Genomic DNA, 18,959 nt, shown 5'->3' with positions numbered 1-18,959 from the left:
CTCGACCTGCCGCCAAATCTGCTTTTCCGCGTTGGCGCAGAATCAGCCGTCGGGCGCAAATTCCAGTAACAGATGATATGTGAAAGACGATTATACCGCTGGTTGTGAAGCCCATCTCAGACAGGCCTTTATTGTTTCAGGTATGAAATCAATGTGAGGTTCAGGCCGTAAACTGAACTTGAAATGCAACATTTTCACAGCAACTTTGTTTCGCATTTTGCTTCTTTTGAGAAATTTTGGCACCCTGATTGTGGGGGAATACATTTTAAAGAGCGGGGGTCGCTCATGAATATTGAAGAGGAAATTGAACAGGTTGGTGCGCCAGCCACGACGATCATATCTCAGGACATGGATTGCGAAACCGCAGCGTTATTGCGGGCCGTCATTCGACCGCTGTTTGCCGGCGCGGCCAGTTGGGCCGGTCTTGCCGACACGCTGCGCGAAAAAGGCTATCGCCTGGCATTCCAAAGCGGGCGCATGTGCCTGATGGACCGAGCGACCGGAAAACGGCTTTGCGGGTTGCGGTTTCTGGACATCGAATTGAAGGATCTGGTCCGTCGTTTGGGTCGCCCCGTCGTCGTCGCCCGAGGTGACAAGGCGGATGGTGAACTGCTTCGCGCGCGTCCGGCGACGGGCGGGTCCTAGTACCGCCGCCAGAACTGGACGGACCGGCGCAGAGATTTGGCAAGGCTGTGTTTTGCTGCCCGCCGGATCGGCAGCGGCGTTTCCTGGCGCCTCAGCACCTCGATAAGCAGGTTTGCCGGCATATGCCCGCGGCGATAGAACTCTGCAAAATCATCCAGATCCAAGCCTTGTGCCGCGCGATAATCGGCAAAGAACCGTTGCCAGACGCGGGCATAATCCCGTCCCGTCGCTTGCTGGTCGCTGGTCTCGCCGCGGTCCCAGAACAATGAAATCGGCTCATCCATCCTTTCGCCGCGATAGCCCCGGGCAACCAACCGCAGCATCAGGTCATAATCACCAGCGATGCGGAACTGAGTGTCGTGTCCCCCCAATTCCTGAAAAACATCTCGCCGCAGAAAAACAGAGTTATGGCAAAACGGCATACGCTGAAGGATGGCCTTGACCGACATCCGTTTTTCCATCTTTTCGCCGCCGTCCGCGGACCGGTGAAGGGTTGATCCGAATAGATAGTCAGGACGGGTCGCGGTCAGTCGCTCGGCCGCCCGGTTCAGAAGATCATCCGCGGCCAACGAGTCGTCGGAATTAAGGAACAGGACATATTCGCCGCGTGCCGCTTCGACGCCGCGATTCATTGCGTCGTACAGGCCATGGTCCGGTTCACTGATCAGGCGCGTGCGCGGAGCGTTGACGATCAAGTCCTGAATAAATTCGACCGTCCCGTCCGACGATGCTCCGTCCTGAATGATGTGCTCGGAACGGTCGCAATTCTGCCGCGCCATGCATTCGATGACGCGACGAAACGTGTCCTGACGCCCTTGGGACAGCAGGTTCCAAGTTGCCGTGATCACCGAGATCAGCGGCGAGTCACCGGTATCAGGCGGTGCGCTCATAGATCTCGGCAATGCGGGTTACGGCGGCCTCGGGGCTCAGCTCTTCGCTTTCGCCGGTGCGGCGGTTGGTCAGCTCGACCACTCCGTTCTTCAACCCGCGCGGGCCAACGGTGATGCGCCAGGGCAGGCCGATCAGGTCCATCGTGGCGAACTTGCCCCCTGCCCGCTCGTTGCGGTCGTCATAGAGCGGCTCGAGTCCCAGCACGGTCAGCGCCTTGTAGATCTTGTCACAGGCTGCGTCGGCCTCGTCATCGCCCTGTTTCAGGTTGACGATGCCGCAGTGGAACGGAGTCACGCCCTCGGGCCAGATGATGCCCTTGTCGTCGTGGCTGGCCTCGATGATCGCACCGATCAGGCGGCTGACGCCGATGCCGTGGCTGCCCATATGCACCGGAACCTGCTTGCCGTCGGGACCTTGCACGGTGGCGCCCATAGGCTCGGAGTACTTGGTGCCGAAATAGAAGATCTGCCCCACTTCGATGCCACGCGCGCTGCGGCGGCGTTCCTCGGGTACCTGCTGGAACAGGGCCTCGTCATGGGTCTCATCCGTGCGGGCGTAGAGCGAGGTGAACTCCTCCATGATCGCCTGACACTGGGCCTTGTCGTCATAGTCGATGTCGCGCTCGCCAAGACGGATGTCGGTGACCGCGCTGTCATAGAACACCTCGGATTCGCCGGTATCGGCCAGCACCAGGAATTCATGCGTGTCGTCACCGCCGATCGGGCCGCTGTCTGCACGCATCGGGATCGCCTGCAGACCCATGCGTTCATACGTGCGCAGATAGCTGACCAGGTGGCGGTTGTAGGCGTGGAGCGCGTCCTCTTTGGTCAGGTCGAAATTGTAGCCGTCCTTCATGTAGAACTCGCGGCCACGCATCACGCCGAAGCGGGGGCGGATCTCGTCGCGGAACTTCCACTGGATCTGGTAGAGCGTCAGCGGCAGGTCCTTGTAGCTGTTGACATGACCGCGGAAGATGTCGGTAACCAGCTCCTCGGCCGTGGGCGTGTACAGCATGTCGCGGCCGTGCCGGTCCTTCATGCGCAGCATTTCCTGGCCGTAGTCATCATAGCGCCCGGATTCGCGCCACAGGTCGGCCGATTGCAGGATCGGCATCTGGATCGGGATATGACCGGCGCGGATCTGCTCCTCGTGCACGATGTTTTCCAGCTTGCGCAGCACCTTGAAGCCAAGCGGCAGCCACGAATAGATCCCGGCGGCGGCCTGCTTGATCATCCCGGCGCGCAGCATCAGCCGGTGGCTGACGATCTGGGCTTCGGCGGGGTTCTCTTTGAGAACGGGCAGAAAATAACGGCTGAGGCGCATGTTTTTACCTTGCAGGTGAGAATTCCACGGACACGTGATTATGCGAAAGCCCCGCCGGGGGCAATCGGACAATGACCCAATCGCCGGTTCGTGGCCAGGCGGCTGTGCCTTTGATCAAACCACGTCGAAACCGGTGCACCGCTTGTCCGCCACGCCAAAATCCCGTCTCATGAAGCGCTTGCATCACAAGGTTGCATCGTCCAAGAACAACCACAGGCCTGCAGACAGGAGACCATGATGGCGTTGCCGGTTCGGGACCAGCTGAAATATTGGGGCGTGGCCGCGGCCGTTTTCGTGTTGGTGCTTTGGCTGCTGGGGGATGTCCTGCTGCCTTTCGTCATCGGCGGCGCGATCGCCTATTTCCTCGACCCCCTGGCCGATCGGCTAGAGCGCCTGGGTCTGTCGCGTGCGGCGGCGACCGCAACGATCACGATTATCGGCGTGCTGACCTTTCTTCTGATAATCCTGATGGTGGTTCCGGCCCTGATCACGCAACTGGCCGATCTGGTCGAAACCCTGCCCACCCTGTTCCAACAACTACGCACCTTTGTCGAACAGCGGTTTCCCGCGCTTCTGGACAGTGAGTCAAACACGCATCAATTCCTGATGTCGCTGAGCGAAACCCTCAAGGCAAAGTCCGGCGACATCCTCGAAACGGTCGTCGCCTCGGTGGGATCGGCCGTGAACGTGGTACTGTTGTTGGTGATCGTGCCCGTGGTGGCGGTGTATTTGCTGCTGGACTGGGATCACATGATTGCCCGCATCAACCAGCTTCTGCCCCGTGACCATGCGCCGACCATCCGCCGTCTGGCCTCGGAAATCGACGCGGTGCTGGCGTCTTTCGTGCGCGGAATGGGGTCGGTCTGCCTGATCCTGGGCACCTACTATGCGGTAGCGCTGATGATCGTAGGCCTGCAGTTCGGCCTGATCGTGGGTTTCATCGCGGGGCTGGTCACCTTCATTCCCTATCTGGGCGCCCTGATCGGCGGAACGCTGGCCATCGGCCTGGCGCTATTCCAGTTCTGGGGCGACTGGGCATCGATCGGCCTAGTGGCCGGGATCTTCGCCATCGGCCAGGTGGTCGAGGGCAATTTACTGACCCCCAAGCTGGTGGGCAGCTCGGTCGGGTTGCACCCGGTGTGGCTGCTTCTGGCCCTGTCGGTCTTCGGATCGCTGTTCGGATTCGTGGGCATGTTGATCGCGGTTCCAGTCGCGGCGTCGCTGGGCGTGCTTGCACGTTTCGCCACTTCGCAATATCTGGCAGGCCGCCTCTACCGGGGGCATGACGAGCTGGACCGGGAAAGCGAGTAAATGGCCAGACAACTGAGTTTCGATCTTCCAGCCAAGACCGCGCTGGGACGCGAGGATTTTTTTGTATCACCGGCCAATGCGCTGGCGGTGGCTATGATCTCGGCCAATTCATGGCCAGGCAACAAGCTGGTCCTGTCCGGCCCAGCCGGGTCCGGCAAAACCCATTTGGCCCATGTCTGGGCGGCCGAAACCGGGGGGCGGATCGTGTCGGCGGCAGACCTGCACCACGATTTGGTGCCCGCCCTGGCGCGGTCGCCGGTCGCGGTCGAGGACGTGCCGATGATCGCGGGCGACATCGAACGGCAGAAAACCTTGTTTCACCTGCACAACCTTGTTCTGGCGGAAGGGCATGCGCTGCTGATGACCGGACGGTTGGCGCCGAGGTTCTGGGAACTGCCCCTGGCCGATCTGCAAAGCCGGGTCGAGGGCGCGCATCACGTGGCCCTGGACCCGCCCGACGATGCGCTGCTGGGCGCGGTTCTGGCCAAGCTGTTCGTGGACCGGCAACTGAACCCCGGCCCCGAGGTGATCGCCTATCTGGTCAAGCACATGGACCGCCGGTTCGAGACCGCCGCCGAGGTCGTGGCCCAACTGGATCACGTCGCGTTGATGGAAAAGCGCGAAATCACCCGGGCACTGGCCGTCCGCGTGCTGAACAAGGACGTCGACGAAACCATCACCGGCGATTGACCGTTTGGGTCTGATTTCGCATCCTGCGCAGGAAGGGACCCCGGGGAAGAACATGGAACAGATTGCAGCCAGGATTCCGGATTGGGGATCATTCGGAAGACCATTGTTCGACGACCCGGGGATTCGCGACCTGTCGCGGGTCGGAGTGGTCGATGTCGGGTCGAACTCGGTGCGGATGGTGATCTTTGACGGCGCGGCGCGCTCGCCGGCCTACTTTTACAACGAAAAGGTGATGTGCGAACTGGGCGCCGGGCTGGCGGAAACCGGGCGATTGAACCCGCGCGGGCGTGAACGTGCGTTGGCCGCCCTGCGCCGGTTCGAACACCTTTCGCGCGATCTGGACCTACCCGGCCTTCATGTGGTGGCCACCGCCGCCGTGCGCGAGGCCGAGGACGGCCCCGATTTCTGCGACCAGGTCTGGGCCGAGACTGGCCTGCACGTGTCGGTCATCGACGGCGAGGAAGAGGCCCGGCTGTCCGCTCAGGGCGTGCTGCTGGGCTGGCCCGGCGCCTACGGGCTGATCTGCGACATCGGTGGCGCCTCTATGGAACTGGCCGAGATCGGCGGCAACTCTGTCGGGCGCTGCGTGACCTCGCCCTTGGGGCCGCTGAAGCTGCGCGATATCAAGGGCGGGCGACGGGCGCGCAAGGCACATATCAAGGAAACCATGGAGGCCCTGCGTGACAAGCTGGGGCCGCAGCGCGACCGGCTGTTCCTTGTGGGGGGCAGTTGGCGGGCCTTCGCTCGGCTGGACATGCTGCGCCGTGGCTATCCGCTGAACGTGCTGCATGAATACCGCATGACCACCAAGCAGGTTCGCGAGACGATCAAGTTCATCGAAAAAAACGACGCCGAAAAGCTGCGGTCGCGGGCCGGGGTGTCGGCCTCGCGCATGGCGCTGGTTCCCTATGCGATGGATGTGCTGTCGCGCCTAATCCGCACCTTCAAACCCAAGGACATCGCCATCTCGAGCTATGGCATACGCGAAGGGCTTCTGTATGAACAGATGCCCCAGATCCTGCGCGACCGGGACCCGCTGATCGAGGCCTGCCGGTTTTCCGAGCAGAAGGACGCCCGACTGCCGGGGTTCGGCCGCCACCTGTTCGATTTCGTGATGCCGCTGTTCCGGTCGGCGCCACAATCCCGAATCCGATTGATCAAGGCCGCCTGTCTACTGCATGACGTCAGCTGGCGCGCCCACCCTGATTACCGGGCCGAGGTCTGCTTTGACAACGTAACCCGTGCCAATCTTGGCGGGCTGAAACATTCCGAACGGGTCTTCATCGGTCTGGCGCTGCAACACAGATACCGCAACAAACGCCACGGCAACCGGTTCGCGCCGCTCTATGACCTGCTGGACGAGAAAGACCAGCAACAGGCCGAGATTCTGGGCAAAGCCATGCGGTTCGGGGCAATGCTGTGGATGCAGAATGACGCCGCCATCGGCAAGCTACGGTTCTACCCAAAGAAACGCGAGCTTGAACTGTATCTGCCCGGTTCGCTCAGCCCGCTGTTCAACGAGGTCGCCGAGGCACGGTTCAACTCGCTGGCCGATGCGTTGAAATCCGAACCGCGCGTCATCATCCAGAAATGACCCGGGCGGTCAGATATCCGTGACGTCTTCGCCCTCGGGTCGGTCTTCTTCAGCCTCGGGTGCGGGGCTTTCCGGCAAAGGCGGCTCGGGCTTCTTGCGGATGATGATGTCGCCATTGGGCAGCATCTCGGGCGCCTCATAGGCGCTCCAATCCTGAACCTGCGCCGCCAGTTCGGCCAGCGCCGGGCCCATCTCCTGCAGGAAGGACTGCATCGCCGGGCCGAACTGGTCGGCCAGATCGCGCAGATCCTCCAGCGCCGGCTCCAGTTCCCGGCGCAACCCCTCAAAGAACAATTCGGCCCCCTGCTCCATCAGGGATTTGCCTTGCGGCTCCTGCGCGACGGCAGGCAGGGCAGCCAAAGCGAGCGAAACGGTCAGAACAAGATGCTTCATGCGTCCAAGATAAGGGGCGGACGATCAGGTTGAAAGGGCTAGAGGTCGATATCCAGAGTGACCGGAAAATGATCGGACGCGGTGACCAATGCTTCGCGCAATTCGGGAACGCTCCAGCAATGCTCGTCCCGCAACGGATGCCAGATGCGCCAGACCGGGCGGCGTGCCTTCAGATCGGGGCTGACCATGATGTAGTCCAGCAGCGCCTCGAGATATTGGCCCTCTTCAGGCCGCGGAAAGCGGGCGGTCGACGGGATCCACCCCGGTCGGGGCCGGCAGGCTTGGGCCGCGTGGGGGTCAAACAGGCCGGCTTGCAACAGGATCTCGACCGAGGATCGCCCGAATAGGTTTTCGAACTCGTCCAGCCCCGGCCCATCATTCAGATCGCCCAGCAGAACCACCGGTTCGTGCGCAGCCAGATGCGCCTTGACCCGATGCGACAGCCACACCGCCTGGGCCAACTGCTTGCGTCGATTGGCAATCGAAATCCGCATCGCCTGCTCGGGCGTGTCCGCCCCATGCGGCGCCTTGGATTTCAGATGCGCGCCGATCATCCGAAACTCGAGCCCGTCCGCCGTTTTGACGGCCAGTTCCACCGGTGGTTTCGAAAACCGGACGATGTCTTCGGTCGCGTCGATGTCCAGGTCGATGCGAAATTCACCGTCAAACCGGGGCGCGTCGCCGGCGAACCCGTCCGTCTCGCGGTCTCCGATCGGGTCGTGACGGGCGCTGAGCCTGTCTGGGTCGTACATCAGGGCAAGCTCCTGATGGGTGTCATTCGGGAAACCCATCACCGCCTGCGAGGTGCGCAGGCCAAACACCTCGGCAAATTCCTGCAGGGCGCGCACGGTGTTTTGGCTGCTGCCGGTATTGGGCGCTTCGACGATCAGGATGGCGTCCGCGTCGATCGCGGTCAGAACCGTCGCGATGGCCTCGACCTGCTGTGCCTTGGTGACGTTGCGCCGCCCCGACCAGCTATCATCGACGACCAGCTTGTCGTGGCGATCGAACAGGTTGGCGAACCATTCGATATTATAGGTCGCCAGCCGCATCGCTCAGGCCCGCGCGCCGTTGATTTCGTCCCAGGCGCGGTTGATGTCGATCATCTTCTTCTCGGCCAGACGGATCGCTTCTTCCGGCACACCGCGCGCCATCATGGCGTCGGGATGGGTGTCCCTCACCAGCTTGCGCCAGACCTTGCGGATTTCCGGCAACGGCATATCCGGGGTGACCCCCAGAACCGTATAGGGATCCTTGGGCGCATCGGGCACGAACCTGGCCCGCAGCGCCTTGAACTGCGCCTCGGACTGGCCGAAAATCTGGGCCACATCCTCAAGAAACCGGTTTTCGTTGGGGTGATAAAACCCGTCGGCCATGGCTATGTGGAACAACCCTTCCATCAGGTCGCACAAGGTCGTGCTGTCCTCGGAGAACATCCGAGCTATCTTGCGCGCATATTCCTGGTAGCCGGCCACGTCCTGACGGGCCAGGTTGAAAACACGGGCGGCGCCGGCTTCCTCCTCGGGCGGAATGCGGAATACCTCGCGGAAGGCCGTCACCTCGTCGCGCGTCACCTGACCGTCGGCCTTGGCCATCTTCGCCCCCAGCGCGATCACGGCGATGGCGAAGGCCACGGACTTTTCGGGCGGAGTGCGCAGCTTTTCGAAAACCTTTGCCAAGCTTTCGCCCTTGGCCAGCGCGCTCAGCGCCTCGGATATGCGGGACCAGATCGACATGGGCGCACCCTAGCGCGCCCAAACCGGACTGTCAGGTGCGACCAATCATTTCGGACGAAGAATTTTCTGCATCAGCACAAGATCCAGCCATCGGCCCCATTTGAACCCCACCTCGGGCATGCGTCCGACCTGCGTGAACCCCAAAGCCGAATGAAAGGAAACCGCCGCGGGATTCTCGGCCGAGATCCCCGCAACCAGAACATGAACCCCATCCGCCCGCGCGACCTGTTCCAAGGCCTCGATCAATCTTCGGCCGCCGCCCTGCCCCTGCGCCTGTGGGTCCAACATGATCGTGTGTTCGCGCGTGGCGTCATAGCCGGGACCGGTGCGGAACCGACCATAGGTGGCAAACCCGACCACCCGGTTCTGCCATTCGGCAACTTGGAACGCGGGCCCTCGCGCGGCGATGTCCTCGGCAATACTGGCCGGGCTGCGCTCTTGGGTCGTAAAGGTTACCAAGGTATCCCGAACCACCTGATTGGTGATTGCCGCGATCGCCACCGCATCCCGGGTCCGTGCAGGTCGGACGATCATTCCAGCGCGCGCAGACCATGGGGCGTGTCGAACTCGGCCCGCAACGCGGCCGGCCCCGTGTCGAACACAACCCGATCCATCTGGCCCAGCAACCGCGCCATCGTCAGCGCGTCAGGATGAAAGACGACCAACCGTCGAAGACGGCACCCGCTGGATTGCAACATCCCCGCTGGATGCAGATCGCCCTGCCACTGGATCAGCGCCGGAAACAGATTGTCAAAAGGCAACCGGCCCGTTTCTGGAACAGCCATCTTCCACCGCAAGGCGCCCCGTTCAAGGTCATGGACCTGCCCCACATCAACCGGAAACGCATCCAGATCGGCCAACAAATCGGAAACCCGACAAATCCAGTTGCTCAGCTTGGGCGGCCCTGCGAACCGATCCAGATCAAACCAACGCGGCCGCCCGGGATCGGGGGCCTGCGGGTCAATCGCAATCGCCTCAAGATAAAGGCCTTCGTCCAATCCAAGCAGATAGTTGTGCGTGCCGAACGCCGCGTGCTTGCCGCCTGGCGCCATCTGCACGCCCAGCGCTTGCTCCACATGGGCCACGGCCTCTTCCAGCGTCGCGGCGGCCACCGCAAGATGATCCAGTTCCATGACCGAGCCTCCACCTTCCAGCCCCGACCTCATCCCCACTTGATACCACGAAACGCCAGACGCCAACACTTCATCTGGCCCCAAATATCCTCGGGGGTGAATGCACGAGGCCAAAGGCATCGTGCAGAGGGGGCAGACAGCCCCCCAAATCACAGTTCAGCCGCGCGCCTCGCGGATCAGGCGCAAGATGTCCTGCGCCGCCTCGGGAATGTTGGTCCCCGGACCGAAGATCGCCTTGACCCCGTGATCATACAGGAACTGATAATCCTGCTGGGGGATGACGCCACCGCAAATCACGATGATATCCTCGGCACCAGCCTTCTTCAGTTCTTCCACCAATTGCGGCGCCAGTGTCTTGTGACCCGCCGCCTGGCTGGAAATGCCAACCACATGCACATCATTGTCGATCGCGTCCTGAGCGGCCTCGGCCGGGGTCTGGAACAGCGGACCGACGTCCACGTCGAAACCGATATCGGCGAACGCGGTGGCGATCACCTTTGCCCCGCGGTCGTGACCATCCTGGCCCATCTTGACCACCAGAAGACGCGGGCGGCGGCCCTCTTCCTCGGCAAATTCCTCAATCGATTTCTGGATGGCGGCAAAGCCCTCGTCACCTTCGTAAGCTGCGCCATAGACACCAGCCAGCGTTTTCACTTCGGCTCGATGACGGCCGAATTCCTTTTCCATTGCCATGCTGATCTCTCCTACGGTTGCGCGGGCACGCGCGGCCTCGACGGCGGCTTCCAGCAGGTTGCCCCCCTCTTTCGCGCGCCGGGTCAGTTCGTCCAGCGCGGCCTGACAGGCGGCCTCGTCCCGGGTCGCGCGGATGCGTTCCAGCCGGGCGATCTGCGCCTCGCGGACGGCCTGGTTGTCGACCTCGAGAATCTCGATCGGGTCTTCCTTTTCCTTGCGGTACTTGTTGACGCCGACGATCACCTCTTCGCCACGGTCGATCATGGCCTGGCGGCGCGCGGCGCTTTCCTCGATCCGCAGCTTGGGCATGCCGCTGGCCACGGCCTTGGTCATGCCGCCCATCTCCTCGACCTCTTCCATCAGGGCCCACGCCTTTTCGATCAACTCGTTGGTCAGGCTTTCGACGTAGTAGGAGCCCGCCAGCGGATCGACCACGTTGGTGATCCCCGTCTCTTCCTGCAGGATCAGCTGGGTGTTGCGGGCGATCCGGGCCGAGAAATCGGTGGGCAGCGCGATCGCCTCGTCCAGCGCGTTGGTATGCAGCGACTGTGTGCCGCCCAGAACCGCGCTCAGCGCCTCATAGGCCGTGCGGATCACGTTGTTGTAGGGGTCCTGCTCCTGCAGCGACACGCCCGAGGTCTGGCAATGGGTGCGCAGCATCTTCGAGCGTTCGTTCTTGGCCCCGAACTCGGTCATCACCCGGTGCCACAGCGTACGCGCGGCGCGCAGCTTGGCGATCTCCATGAAGAAATCCATGCCGATGGCAAAAAAGAACGACAGGCGCCCCGCGAATTTGTCCACGTCCATGCCCGCGTCGATGGCCGCGCGCACATATTCGCGCCCGTCGGCCAGGGTATAGGCCAGCTCCTGCACCAGGTTCGCGCCGGCCTCCTGCATGTGGTAACCCGAGATCGAGATCGAGTTGAACTTGGGCATCTCGTTCGAGGTGTATTCGATGATGTCCGAGATGATCCGCATCGAAGGCTCGGGCGGATAGATATAGGTGTTGCGGACCATGAACTCCTTCAGAATGTCGTTCTGAATGGTGCCCGCCAGAACCGACTTGTCATGGCCCTGCTCTTCGCCGGTGACGATGAAATTGGCCAGGATCGGGATCACCGCGCCGTTCATCGTCATCGAGACCGAGACCTGATCCAGCGGGATGCCGTCAAACAGAATCTTCATGTCCTCGACGCTGTCGATGGCCACCCCGGCCTTGCCCACATCGCCCACCACGCGCGGGTGGTCGCTGTCATAGCCGCGGTGCGTGGCCAGGTCGAAGGCAACCGAAACGCCCTGCTGACCGGCCGCGAGGTTGCGGCGGTAAAAGGCATTCGATTCCTCGGCCGTGGAAAACCCCGCATACTGGCGGATGGTCCACGGGCGGCCTGCATACATCGTGGCCCGCACGCCTCGGGTGAAGGGCGCGAACCCCGGCAGGGAATGCATATGCGGCAGGTCGGCGGTGTCGTCCTGCGTGTACAGCGGCTTGACCTCGATCCCTTCCAGCGTTGTCTTGGTCAGGTCCTCGACGGGGCGCCCCCGCAGTTCCTTTTCGGCTAGCGCGCGCCAGTCCTTCATATCGGTCATGTCGATATCCTCTGTTCCAATCCTGTTTCCGCGGGCGCGGTCCCGCGATCATGTGTCCCCGTGTGGGTTATCAATTCGGCAAGGCCGTCGGCGCCCGAGGCCAGCCAGGCGAGATCGTCGGCATAGTCGATGCACAGCTTCATGGCCTGCTGGGCGTTCAGCCCATGCCCGGCCGGCCGGGATGTGCCGTTGAGTGCAAAGCGCCGGCCCGTGTCCGGCACGGTCAGGCCGGTCAGAACCTCAAGCTGTGCGTGCTGTTGCCCGCAAAACTCCTCGAAGGGCAAAACCAGAAAACGAATGCCCGGGAACGCACGTCCCAGATCCGTGATGACACTACGCCAACTCCGCTTGCCGTTTGCGATGCGTTGCCAGCGCTCGGGTTCTATCGATGTGTTCTTGCGGGTCAGCAAATAATCCGCAGCCGACGCCCAGTACATGTCCAGCGACCTGATGTTCAGCGCAATCTTCGAAACCCGTCCGCCAAAGGCCTGGGCCAGAAGCTGCCCCCGCTCCAGTACATTTGGATACAGCGAGGCGTAGGCGAAGTTCCGAACCATGGAACCGACAAAGTTCTCCTGGCTGATCAGAACCTGCCGAGCGCCCTGGCGTCTGCATGCATCCAACTCCTGGTGCAAACCCGCGCAGATGTCGGGCGTCAGTTTGTCGAGACTGTTGAGACCATTGGACTGCGTGCGTTCAGGCCCCCAGTACACTAGCCCCTGGTTCTCCAGTCCCTGGGCATGTGCGGCCATGAAACCTTGAAAACTCGTCGTGGCGCACCGATGCGCACCGCAGTGCAGAATCACTTCCATGCCAACACCCCGCCACCAGGAAACTCCATCCGGTTGGATTGGTGCCTGCCGCGATCACGCAATCGTTGCGCTGCTGCGCATGCTTTTTTGATGCCCAAAGTCATTTCGTCGGTCGCATTCGCCGGGACAAAGGCTATATTCAGGATGACGGGAGACGCAATGACACGCTTGATTACCTTGGTTTTTTCAGCACTTTTGCCCCTCGCCGCCTGGGCGGCGGACGGCGCGGCCGCGGAAGAAGACGCCTTCATCCGCCCCGCCGGCGACAGTGAGCTGAGCGAGTTTCTCTGGACCCACCGGCCCATCGTGGTGTTTGCAGACACCCCGGCCGATCCGCGATTCCAACAGCAGATCGAGATGTTGAAGGACGGCGAAGACATGATGCGCGAACGTGACGTCGTCGTTCTGACCGACACCGACCCTTCAGCGCGATCCCCAATCCGGACGCAACTGCGCCCGCGCGGGTTCGCGATGGTCTTCGTCGACAAGGACGGGGTGGTGAAACTGCGCAAACCCACGCCGTGGAGCGTGCGCGAGATCAGCCGGTCCATCGACAAGACCCCCCTGCGCGAGCGCGAAGTCCGCGAGCGGCGCGAGGGGCGCTGACGACTCAGACCCGCCCGGCAGAGGGGGTCTGCCACGCCCGCACCATCCGCACTGACGGTGCAGATGGCGACAAAACGGGCAAAACCCACATTTCCCGGGCAAGCGCACATGGACGTTATTCGAACTCCATGATCACGTCATCGACGGCCAGGCTGTCGCCCGGACCGGCATTGATCTTGGACACCACCCCCTTGCGCTCGGCGCGCAGGATGTTCTCCATCTTCATCGCCTCGACCGTGCACAGCGCCTGACCTTCCTGCACCTCTTGCCCGACCTCGACATCGATCTTCACGATCAGGCCCGGCATCGGGCACAGCAGCATTTTCGAGGTGTCTGGCGGCAGTTTCTCGGGCATCAGCTTGGCCAGTTCGGCAGCGCGCGGCCGGCGCACATGCACCTTCAGGTCCGCCCCCCGGTTGCGGATGCGGAACCCGCCCGAGATCTTGCCGACTTTCAGCACAAGTGGGCTGCCGTCCACGTCCAGAACCGCCAGCTGGTCACCTGGTGTCCAGTCCGAGCTGACGCGCAGGGCGGCGCCGTCCTCGAACTTGACCGTAGCACCGTCGCGGTCTGCATTCACCTGCACGGCATATTCCTGCCCCTGCAGCGTGACCACCCAGCGCTTGCCGACCTTGCGTTCGTGGTTGTCCATCCGACCCGAAACGCGAGTGCGGCGGATCTCGGCCACCCGGTGCATCGCCGCGCACGAGGCCGCGATTCGGCGCAAGTCGCCTTCGGGCAGTTCGACACCGTTGAACCCATCGGGATATTCCTCGGCGATGAAAGCGGTGGTCATGTCACCACTGACGAATTTGGGGTGATCCATCACCGCCGACAGGAACGGCAGGTTGTGGCCGATGCCTTCAACCTCGAAACTGTCCAGTGCCACGCGCATCGCCTCGATCGCCTGCTCGCGGGTCGGCGCCCAGGTGCACAGCTTGGCGATCATTGGGTCATAATACATGCTGATCTCGCCGCCCTCAAAGACGCCGGTATCGTTGCGCACGGCTGTCTCGCCACTGGGCGCATCGCCCTGCCATTTGCCATTTTCCAACAGCGGGCCCGCGGCCACCTCCTGCGGCGGACGATAGCGGGTCAGCCGCCCGATCGAGGGCAGGAAGTTGCGATAGGGATCCTCGGCATACAGCCGGTTCTCGATCGCCCAGCCGGTCAACTTGACGTCGTCCTGGGTGATCGACAGCGGCTCGCCCGCGGCGACGCGGATCATCTGTTCGACCAGATCGACACCGGTGATCAGCTCGGTCACCGGGTGCTCGACCTGCAGGCGGGTGTTCATTTCCAGGAAGTAGAAATTCTTGTCGCCATCCACGATGAACTCTACCGTGCCCGCGCTGGCATAGCCCACGGCCTTGGCCAGCGCCACGGCCTGTTCGCCCATCGCACGGCGGGTCGCCTCGTCCAGGAAGGGCGACGGGGCCTCTTCCACCACTTTCTGGTTGCGACGCTGGATCGAGCATTCACGCTCGCCCAGATAAATGCCGTTGCCGTGCGTGTCGCAGAGAACTTGAATTTCGATGTGGCGCGGTTGCGTCACGAATTTCTCGATGAAGATCCGGTCATCGCCAAACGAGCTTGCGGCCTCGTTCTTGGACGACTGGAAGCCTTCGCGCGCCTCGTCGTCGTTCCAGGCGATGCGCATACCCTTTCCGCCGCCACCGGCACTGGCCTTGATCATCACCGGATAGCCGATCTGCTGGCTGATCTTCACCGCCTCGTCCGCATCCTCGATCAGGCCCATGTATCCGGGAACGGTGCTGACATCGGCCTCCTGCGCGATCTTCTTCGAGGTGATCTTGTCACCCATCGCCTCGATCGCCCCTTTCGGAGGGCCCACGAATACGACGCCTTCGGCCTCGAGCGCCTCGGCGAATTTCGCGTTTTCGGACAGGAAGCCATAGCCGGGGTGAACCGCCTGCGCGCCGGTCTGGCGGATGGCGTCCATCACCTTGTCGATCACGATGTAGGACTGGTTCGCCGGCGGCGGTCCGATGTGAACAGCCTCGTCGGCCATTTCCACATGCAACGCGTGCTTGTCGGCATCCGAGTAGATGGCGACAGTGCCGATTCCCATTTTCCGAGCAGTCTTGATGACCCGGCAGGCAATCTCGCCTCGGTTGGCGATCAGGATCTTGTTGAACATGGAACGTCCTCTGTCTTTGTGTTCTGGACAAACGAAAACGCCGTTGCCGGGCTGATGCCCCGCAACGGCGTGCCGTCAAATGGTGGACGGGACGGCGCGCGCCCCGCAATGAAGGTTTCAGTAACAGTTGTTCTGGGTTTTGCAGTACAGCACATTGCCCGCCGCACCGACCGCGGCCCCGACGATCGGGTCCGCGCTGACGACGGCCGCGCCGATGGCCCCGACTCCGCCACCCAGGATCGCCTGTTCTCCGATTGTTTCACCGCAGGCGGTGATGCCGGCGCATGCCGCCAACGCAAGAATGACTCGTGAAGCTCGCATTCGATCTGCCCCTTTTGGTTTCTTGACGAACTGCCCTTCAGTTGCCCGAAACCGGGCCTGCTATTCAATATCAGACTTGCCCCGCAGGGATCCTGCGCAGGATTTTGCCGCGGAGGGCGCGCCGGTGACGAGGAGAAGACCGCGGACAGGTCGAACTGGGAAGGATCGGCCTGCCCGCGGAAGGAAGGGGTACGGAATAGTAGGTGCTTGTGCGACGCAGGCAAAGTCGAGCCGCACGGCCCCATAATTCTGCATTGGACAATTTTGATCACCAAGCGATCATTGTTTCCAATTTCATTTCCGGCTGAAACCTGCCCATGCGCTGCGAAGGCGCGCGATTTTGCGCCGAAGGGACTGCGTCCGCGCTGCAGGATCACGGCGCGCGCATCGGCCCCGGGCAGACAGTCCAAGGCCAACCCGCGCGTGTGGTCCCGGGTCAGATATGTGGCACCCCGATCCACCAGCTAGGACGCTCCATCGAAGATGTCGGGAAATGACTGCCGCGCAACATCGACATCTATTTTCAACAACGCGTCATAACTGGCAGGATCAAACGGATCTTCGGCCGGAACGACTTCGCGGCCGAACAGCCAACTCAGGCGACCGGCATCCAGATTGCCGCGCTCGAACGGCTGATCCCCGAAATGCTCCCACAGGGCCTCCATGAAGGCCGCGTCGGCGCGACGATCGGCCGGTTTGCGATCACGGAACCGCTCGCGCCGCGTTAGGGGCGTAACCCCCTTGGGGTTTGCGCGCCGAATCGTGAACTGGAAATCGGTGCCGGGCAACCGGCCGGGAAAACCGCGGTGTTTCAACATGGCGGCACCTGGGCCGCGGTCAAGCGAATCCGGTGCGGGCGTCCACATCGGGAAGAATGGGTCATGGGCAACTCCAAAGCCGCAAGAGTGCAAAGTTGGGCTCGACGCAGATGAATCGGGCGAGTCATGGTCAAAGCTCCTCCCAGATACAGGTGGATCGTTCCAACCGGTAGGCTTCGAAAAACTGGGTTGCGTCCGGGGCGACATCCCCGAACTGAATCGGCCTGTCGGACAACGAAATCACCACCCGCGCAGGGTGCAAATCGTGATGCGCGACATAGGGAACAACCAGCGTCTGGCACAGGTGCAGCATGTCCTTGGCGGCCACGTCATAGCCGATGCGCCCCACCTCGCCCCCGATCTTGGGTGCGATGAACCGGAACCGAAGCCACAGCTCGCCTGGGTTGTTGTCCAGCAGGACCTCGCTCAACTCGACCGGTTGCCCCGAAGGTACGGGCAGCTGGTTGCCCGGCTGCGCCTGAACGGGGCCGGCCACCCCCCAAAGCAGAACGAAAAGAGCGCGACCTCGGACCCGCTGTGGGCGGGCTCCTCCTTCCGAGGTCGCGTGCGCAAGGCAGCCTGCCTGCGCGGTTCTGTTTCGGGTCGGGCGGATCATGATATGGTTTTGCGGTGTCGGTCAATCCTGAATGTCTGGCGGACAAGGGGCTTGCGCCCCGCAACCTACAACGGAATGTTGTCGTGTTTTTTCCACGGGTTTTTCAGCTGCTTGTTGCGCAGGCTGGCAAAGGCCCGTGACACCCGGCGGCGGGTCGAATGCGGCATGATCACCTCGTCAATGAAGCCACGCTCGGCCGCCACGAAAGGATTGGCAAAGCGATCCTCGTAGTCCTTGGTGTGCTGCGCGATCTTTTCTGGGTCGCCCAGATCGGCGCGGTGAATGATTTCGGTGGCGCCCTTGGCCCCCATCACCGCGATCTCGGCGGTGGGCCACGCATAGTTGAAGTCGCCACGCAGGTGTTTCGACGCCATCACGTCGTAGGCACCTCCATAGGCCTTGCGGGTGATGACGGTCACTTTGGGAACGGTCGCCTCGCCATAAGCAAACAGCAGCTTGGCGCCATGCTTGATGACCCCGCCATATTCCTGGCTGGTGCCGGGCAAAAAGCCCGGAACGTCGACGAAGGTCAGGATCGGGATCTCGAAACAGTCGCAGAAGCGCACGAATCGCGCGGCCTTGCGGCTGCTGTCGATGTCCAGACAGCCGGCCAGCACCATCGGCTGGTTGGCCACCACGCCCACGGTCTGCCCCTCAAGCCGGATGAACCCGGTGATGATGTTCTTGGCGAAATCCTCCTGGATTTCGTAGAAATCGCCCTCGTCCGCCACTTTGACGATCAGTTCCTTCATATCATAGGGCGTGTTGGGGTTTTCCGGCACCAAGGTGTCTAACGACATCTCGACGCGGTCCGGCTCGTCGAAGAAGGGGCGAACCGGGGGCTTGTCGCGGTTGTTCAGCGGCAGGAAGTCCACCAGACGGCGCACCTCGGCCAGCGCCTCGACATCGTTCTCGAAAGCGCCGTCGGCCACGCTGGACTTCTTGGTGTGCGTCGACGCACCGCCCAATTCCTCGGCGGTGACGACCTCGTTGGTGACAGTTTTCACCACGTCGGGGCCGGTCACGAACATGTACGAGGTGTCCTTGACCATGAAGATGAAGTCGGTCATCGCCGGGCTGTAGACCGCGCCACCGGCACAGGGCCCCATGATCACCGAGATCTGCGGCACTACACCAGAGGCCATGATATTGCGCTGGAACACCTCGGCATAGCCCGCCAGCGAGGCGACACCTTCCTGGATTCGCGCCCCGCCCGAGTCGTTGATGCCGATCACCGGCGCGCCGTTCTGCATCGCCATATCCATGATCTTGCAGATCTTCTGCGCATGCGATTCCGACAGAGACCCGCCGAACACGGTAAAGTCCTGGCTGAACACATAGACCATGCGGCCATTGATCGTACCCCAGCCGGTGACGACGCCATCTCCGGCAGGTTTTTGTTTTTCCATACCGAAATCGGTGCAGCGGTGGGTCACGAACATGTCGAATTCCTCAAAGCTGCCTTCGTCCAGCAGCAGCTCGATCCGTTCGCGTGCCGTCAGCTTGCCGCGGGCATGCTGCGCGTCGATCCGCTTCTGCCCCCCTCCCAGGCGCGCGTTCTCGCGGCGGTTTTCCAGCTCGGCCAGGATATCCTTCATCTCGATCGTCCCCTGTGAATTTTGCAGG

The 18,959-nt window shown here is 62.2% G+C and carries 19 protein-coding genes; 5 read left to right on the top strand and 14 right to left on the bottom strand.

Annotation, left to right across the window (positions count from 1 at the left end; translation table 11 throughout):
* Positions 1-183: 183 nt before the first annotated feature.
* Positions 184-645 (top strand): hypothetical protein, encoded by a 462-nt coding sequence (locus AC2FME_RS05155; protein WP_496795686.1) that lies wholly within the window; start codon positions 184-186, stop codon positions 643-645.
* Here the strand turns inward: AC2FME_RS05155 and AC2FME_RS05150 are convergent.
* A complete protein-coding gene (locus tag AC2FME_RS05150; RefSeq protein WP_496799827.1) occupies positions 642-1,535 on the bottom strand; it encodes a glycosyltransferase family 2 protein in 894 nt (297 codons plus the stop codon). The two genes, AC2FME_RS05155 and AC2FME_RS05150, sit on opposite strands and share 4 nt — an antisense overlap.
* Entirely contained in the window at positions 1,519-2,859 is a 1,341-nt protein-coding gene (gene proS, locus AC2FME_RS05145) for a proline--tRNA ligase (RefSeq protein ID WP_496799826.1), read from the bottom strand. Before proS ends, AC2FME_RS05150 begins: the two co-directional genes overlap by 17 nt.
* A 237-nt stretch (positions 2,860-3,096) precedes the next feature.
* Between proS and AC2FME_RS05140 the strand changes: the two genes are divergently transcribed.
* From AC2FME_RS05140 to AC2FME_RS05130, 3 genes are read left to right on the top strand one after another with little or no spacing between them, the layout of a single operon-like run.
* Positions 3,097-4,170 carry an AI-2E family transporter gene (locus AC2FME_RS05140; RefSeq protein WP_496712411.1) on the top strand — a complete coding sequence of 358 codons (1,074 nt, stop codon included), beginning with the start codon at positions 3,097-3,099 and terminating at the stop codon, positions 4,168-4,170.
* Positions 4,171-4,860: an HdaA/DnaA family protein gene (locus tag AC2FME_RS05135; protein WP_496799825.1), complete on the top strand. Its 690-nt coding sequence runs from the start codon at positions 4,171-4,173 to the stop codon at positions 4,858-4,860. It abuts the gene before it with no gap.
* A 52-nt stretch (positions 4,861-4,912) separates the two neighbouring features.
* Entirely contained in the window at positions 4,913-6,454 is a 1,542-nt protein-coding gene (locus AC2FME_RS05130; protein WP_496678757.1) for a Ppx/GppA family phosphatase, read from the top strand.
* 9 nt (positions 6,455-6,463) lie between these two features.
* Here AC2FME_RS05130 and AC2FME_RS05125 read toward each other — a convergent pair whose 3' ends face one another.
* The 7 genes from AC2FME_RS05125 to AC2FME_RS05095 all read right to left on the bottom strand — a co-directional run bounded on the left by AC2FME_RS05125 (position 6,464) and on the right by AC2FME_RS05095 (position 12,811).
* Positions 6,464-6,847 carry a hypothetical protein gene (locus tag AC2FME_RS05125; protein WP_496799824.1) on the bottom strand — a complete coding sequence of 128 codons (384 nt, stop codon included), beginning with the start codon at positions 6,845-6,847 and terminating at the stop codon, positions 6,464-6,466.
* Positions 6,848-6,885: 38 nt separating this feature from the next.
* Positions 6,886-7,899, bottom strand: coding sequence for an endonuclease/exonuclease/phosphatase family protein (locus tag AC2FME_RS05120; RefSeq protein WP_496712414.1), 1,014 nt, complete (start codon positions 7,897-7,899; stop codon positions 6,886-6,888).
* A gap of 3 nt (positions 7,900-7,902) precedes the next feature.
* Positions 7,903-8,583 (bottom strand): TerB family tellurite resistance protein, encoded by a 681-nt coding sequence (locus AC2FME_RS05115; protein ID WP_496799823.1) that lies wholly within the window; start codon positions 8,581-8,583, stop codon positions 7,903-7,905.
* A gap of 45 nt (positions 8,584-8,628) precedes the next feature.
* The gene (locus tag AC2FME_RS05110) at positions 8,629-9,117 is read right to left on the bottom strand and encodes a GNAT family N-acetyltransferase (protein ID WP_496799822.1); all 489 of its coding nucleotides are present in this window, start codon (positions 9,115-9,117) and stop codon (positions 8,629-8,631) included.
* On the bottom strand, positions 9,114-9,716 hold the full coding sequence (locus AC2FME_RS05105; protein WP_496799821.1) for a VOC family protein: 603 nt from the start codon (positions 9,714-9,716) through the stop codon (positions 9,114-9,116). The genes AC2FME_RS05110 and AC2FME_RS05105 overlap by 4 nt, the downstream gene beginning before the upstream one ends.
* Before the next feature lie 156 nt (positions 9,717-9,872).
* Positions 9,873-11,999 (bottom strand): methylmalonyl-CoA mutase, encoded by a 2,127-nt coding sequence (gene scpA, locus AC2FME_RS05100; protein WP_496799820.1) that lies wholly within the window; start codon positions 11,997-11,999, stop codon positions 9,873-9,875.
* Entirely contained in the window at positions 11,996-12,811 is an 816-nt protein-coding gene (locus AC2FME_RS05095) for a hypothetical protein (protein WP_496799819.1), read from the bottom strand. Before AC2FME_RS05095 ends, scpA begins: the two co-directional genes overlap by 4 nt.
* 159 nt (positions 12,812-12,970) lie before the next feature.
* Here AC2FME_RS05095 and AC2FME_RS05090 point away from each other — a divergent pair, with 159 nt between their 5' ends.
* Positions 12,971-13,417 carry a DUF4174 domain-containing protein gene (locus AC2FME_RS05090; RefSeq protein ID WP_496685900.1) on the top strand — a complete coding sequence of 149 codons (447 nt, stop codon included), beginning with the start codon at positions 12,971-12,973 and terminating at the stop codon, positions 13,415-13,417.
* Between the two features lie 115 nt (positions 13,418-13,532).
* On the opposite strand, the gene AC2FME_RS05085 is transcribed toward AC2FME_RS05090, so the two are convergent.
* From AC2FME_RS05085 to AC2FME_RS05065, 5 genes are all read right to left on the bottom strand, one after another.
* A complete protein-coding gene (locus AC2FME_RS05085; RefSeq protein WP_496685898.1) occupies positions 13,533-15,578 on the bottom strand; it encodes an ATP-binding protein in 2,046 nt (681 codons plus the stop codon).
* A gap of 117 nt (positions 15,579-15,695) precedes the next feature.
* Complete coding sequence (locus AC2FME_RS05080; RefSeq protein ID WP_149774774.1) at positions 15,696-15,899, bottom strand: hypothetical protein; 204 nt, start codon at positions 15,897-15,899, stop codon at positions 15,696-15,698.
* A gap of 464 nt (positions 15,900-16,363) precedes the next feature.
* Positions 16,364-16,717, bottom strand: coding sequence for a hypothetical protein (locus AC2FME_RS05075; RefSeq protein ID WP_496685896.1), 354 nt, complete (start codon positions 16,715-16,717; stop codon positions 16,364-16,366).
* Between the two features lie 130 nt (positions 16,718-16,847).
* Positions 16,848-17,333 (bottom strand): DUF6497 family protein, encoded by a 486-nt coding sequence (locus AC2FME_RS05070; protein ID WP_496799818.1) that lies wholly within the window; start codon positions 17,331-17,333, stop codon positions 16,848-16,850.
* Positions 17,334-17,398: 65 nt separating this feature from the next.
* Positions 17,399-18,931: an acyl-CoA carboxylase subunit beta gene (locus tag AC2FME_RS05065; RefSeq protein WP_496799817.1), complete on the bottom strand. Its 1,533-nt coding sequence runs from the start codon at positions 18,929-18,931 to the stop codon at positions 17,399-17,401.
* Between the last annotated feature and the right edge of the window lie 28 nt (positions 18,932-18,959).

It is taken from the genome of Ruegeria sp. BHSC026, from assembly GCF_059613065.1.
This window is presented reverse-complemented; position numbering and strand designations above follow the sequence as displayed.

Excerpts from the sequence above, each read along its gene's own strand:
- AC2FME_RS05080 (WP_149774774.1), bottom strand. The coding sequence starts at position 15,899 with ATGCGAGCTTCACGAGTCATTCTTGCGTTGGCGGCATGCGCCGGCATC.
- AC2FME_RS05130 (WP_496678757.1), top strand. The coding sequence starts at position 4,913 with ATGGAACAGATTGCAGCCAGGATTCCGGATTGGGGATCATTCGGAAGA.
- AC2FME_RS05115 (WP_496799823.1), bottom strand. The coding sequence starts at position 8,583 with ATGTCGATCTGGTCCCGCATATCCGAGGCGCTGAGCGCGCTGGCCAAG.
- AC2FME_RS05120 (WP_496712414.1), bottom strand. The coding sequence starts at position 7,899 with ATGCGGCTGGCGACCTATAATATCGAATGGTTCGCCAACCTGTTCGAT.
- scpA (WP_496799820.1), bottom strand. The coding sequence starts at position 11,999 with ATGACCGATATGAAGGACTGGCGCGCGCTAGCCGAAAAGGAACTGCGG.
- AC2FME_RS05150 (WP_496799827.1), bottom strand. The coding sequence starts at position 1,535 with ATGAGCGCACCGCCTGATACCGGTGACTCGCCGCTGATCTCGGTGATC.
- AC2FME_RS05125 (WP_496799824.1), bottom strand. The coding sequence starts at position 6,847 with ATGAAGCATCTTGTTCTGACCGTTTCGCTCGCTTTGGCTGCCCTGCCT.
- AC2FME_RS05075 (WP_496685896.1), bottom strand. The coding sequence starts at position 16,717 with ATGTTGAAACACCGCGGTTTTCCCGGCCGGTTGCCCGGCACCGATTTC.
- AC2FME_RS05070 (WP_496799818.1), bottom strand. The coding sequence starts at position 17,333 with ATGATCCGCCCGACCCGAAACAGAACCGCGCAGGCAGGCTGCCTTGCG.
- proS (WP_496799826.1), bottom strand. The coding sequence starts at position 2,859 with ATGCGCCTCAGCCGTTATTTTCTGCCCGTTCTCAAAGAGAACCCCGCC.
- AC2FME_RS05155 (WP_496795686.1), top strand. The coding sequence starts at position 184 with ATGCAACATTTTCACAGCAACTTTGTTTCGCATTTTGCTTCTTTTGAG.
- AC2FME_RS05085 (WP_496685898.1), bottom strand. The coding sequence starts at position 15,578 with ATGTTCAACAAGATCCTGATCGCCAACCGAGGCGAGATTGCCTGCCGG.
- AC2FME_RS05065 (WP_496799817.1), bottom strand. The coding sequence starts at position 18,931 with ATGAAGGATATCCTGGCCGAGCTGGAAAACCGCCGCGAGAACGCGCGC.
- AC2FME_RS05105 (WP_496799821.1), bottom strand. The coding sequence starts at position 9,716 with ATGGAACTGGATCATCTTGCGGTGGCCGCCGCGACGCTGGAAGAGGCC.
- AC2FME_RS05095 (WP_496799819.1), bottom strand. The coding sequence starts at position 12,811 with ATGGAAGTGATTCTGCACTGCGGTGCGCATCGGTGCGCCACGACGAGT.
- AC2FME_RS05140 (WP_496712411.1), top strand. The coding sequence starts at position 3,097 with ATGGCGTTGCCGGTTCGGGACCAGCTGAAATATTGGGGCGTGGCCGCG.
- AC2FME_RS05135 (WP_496799825.1), top strand. The coding sequence starts at position 4,171 with ATGGCCAGACAACTGAGTTTCGATCTTCCAGCCAAGACCGCGCTGGGA.
- AC2FME_RS05110 (WP_496799822.1), bottom strand. The coding sequence starts at position 9,117 with ATGATCGTCCGACCTGCACGGACCCGGGATGCGGTGGCGATCGCGGCA.
- AC2FME_RS05090 (WP_496685900.1), top strand. The coding sequence starts at position 12,971 with ATGACACGCTTGATTACCTTGGTTTTTTCAGCACTTTTGCCCCTCGCC.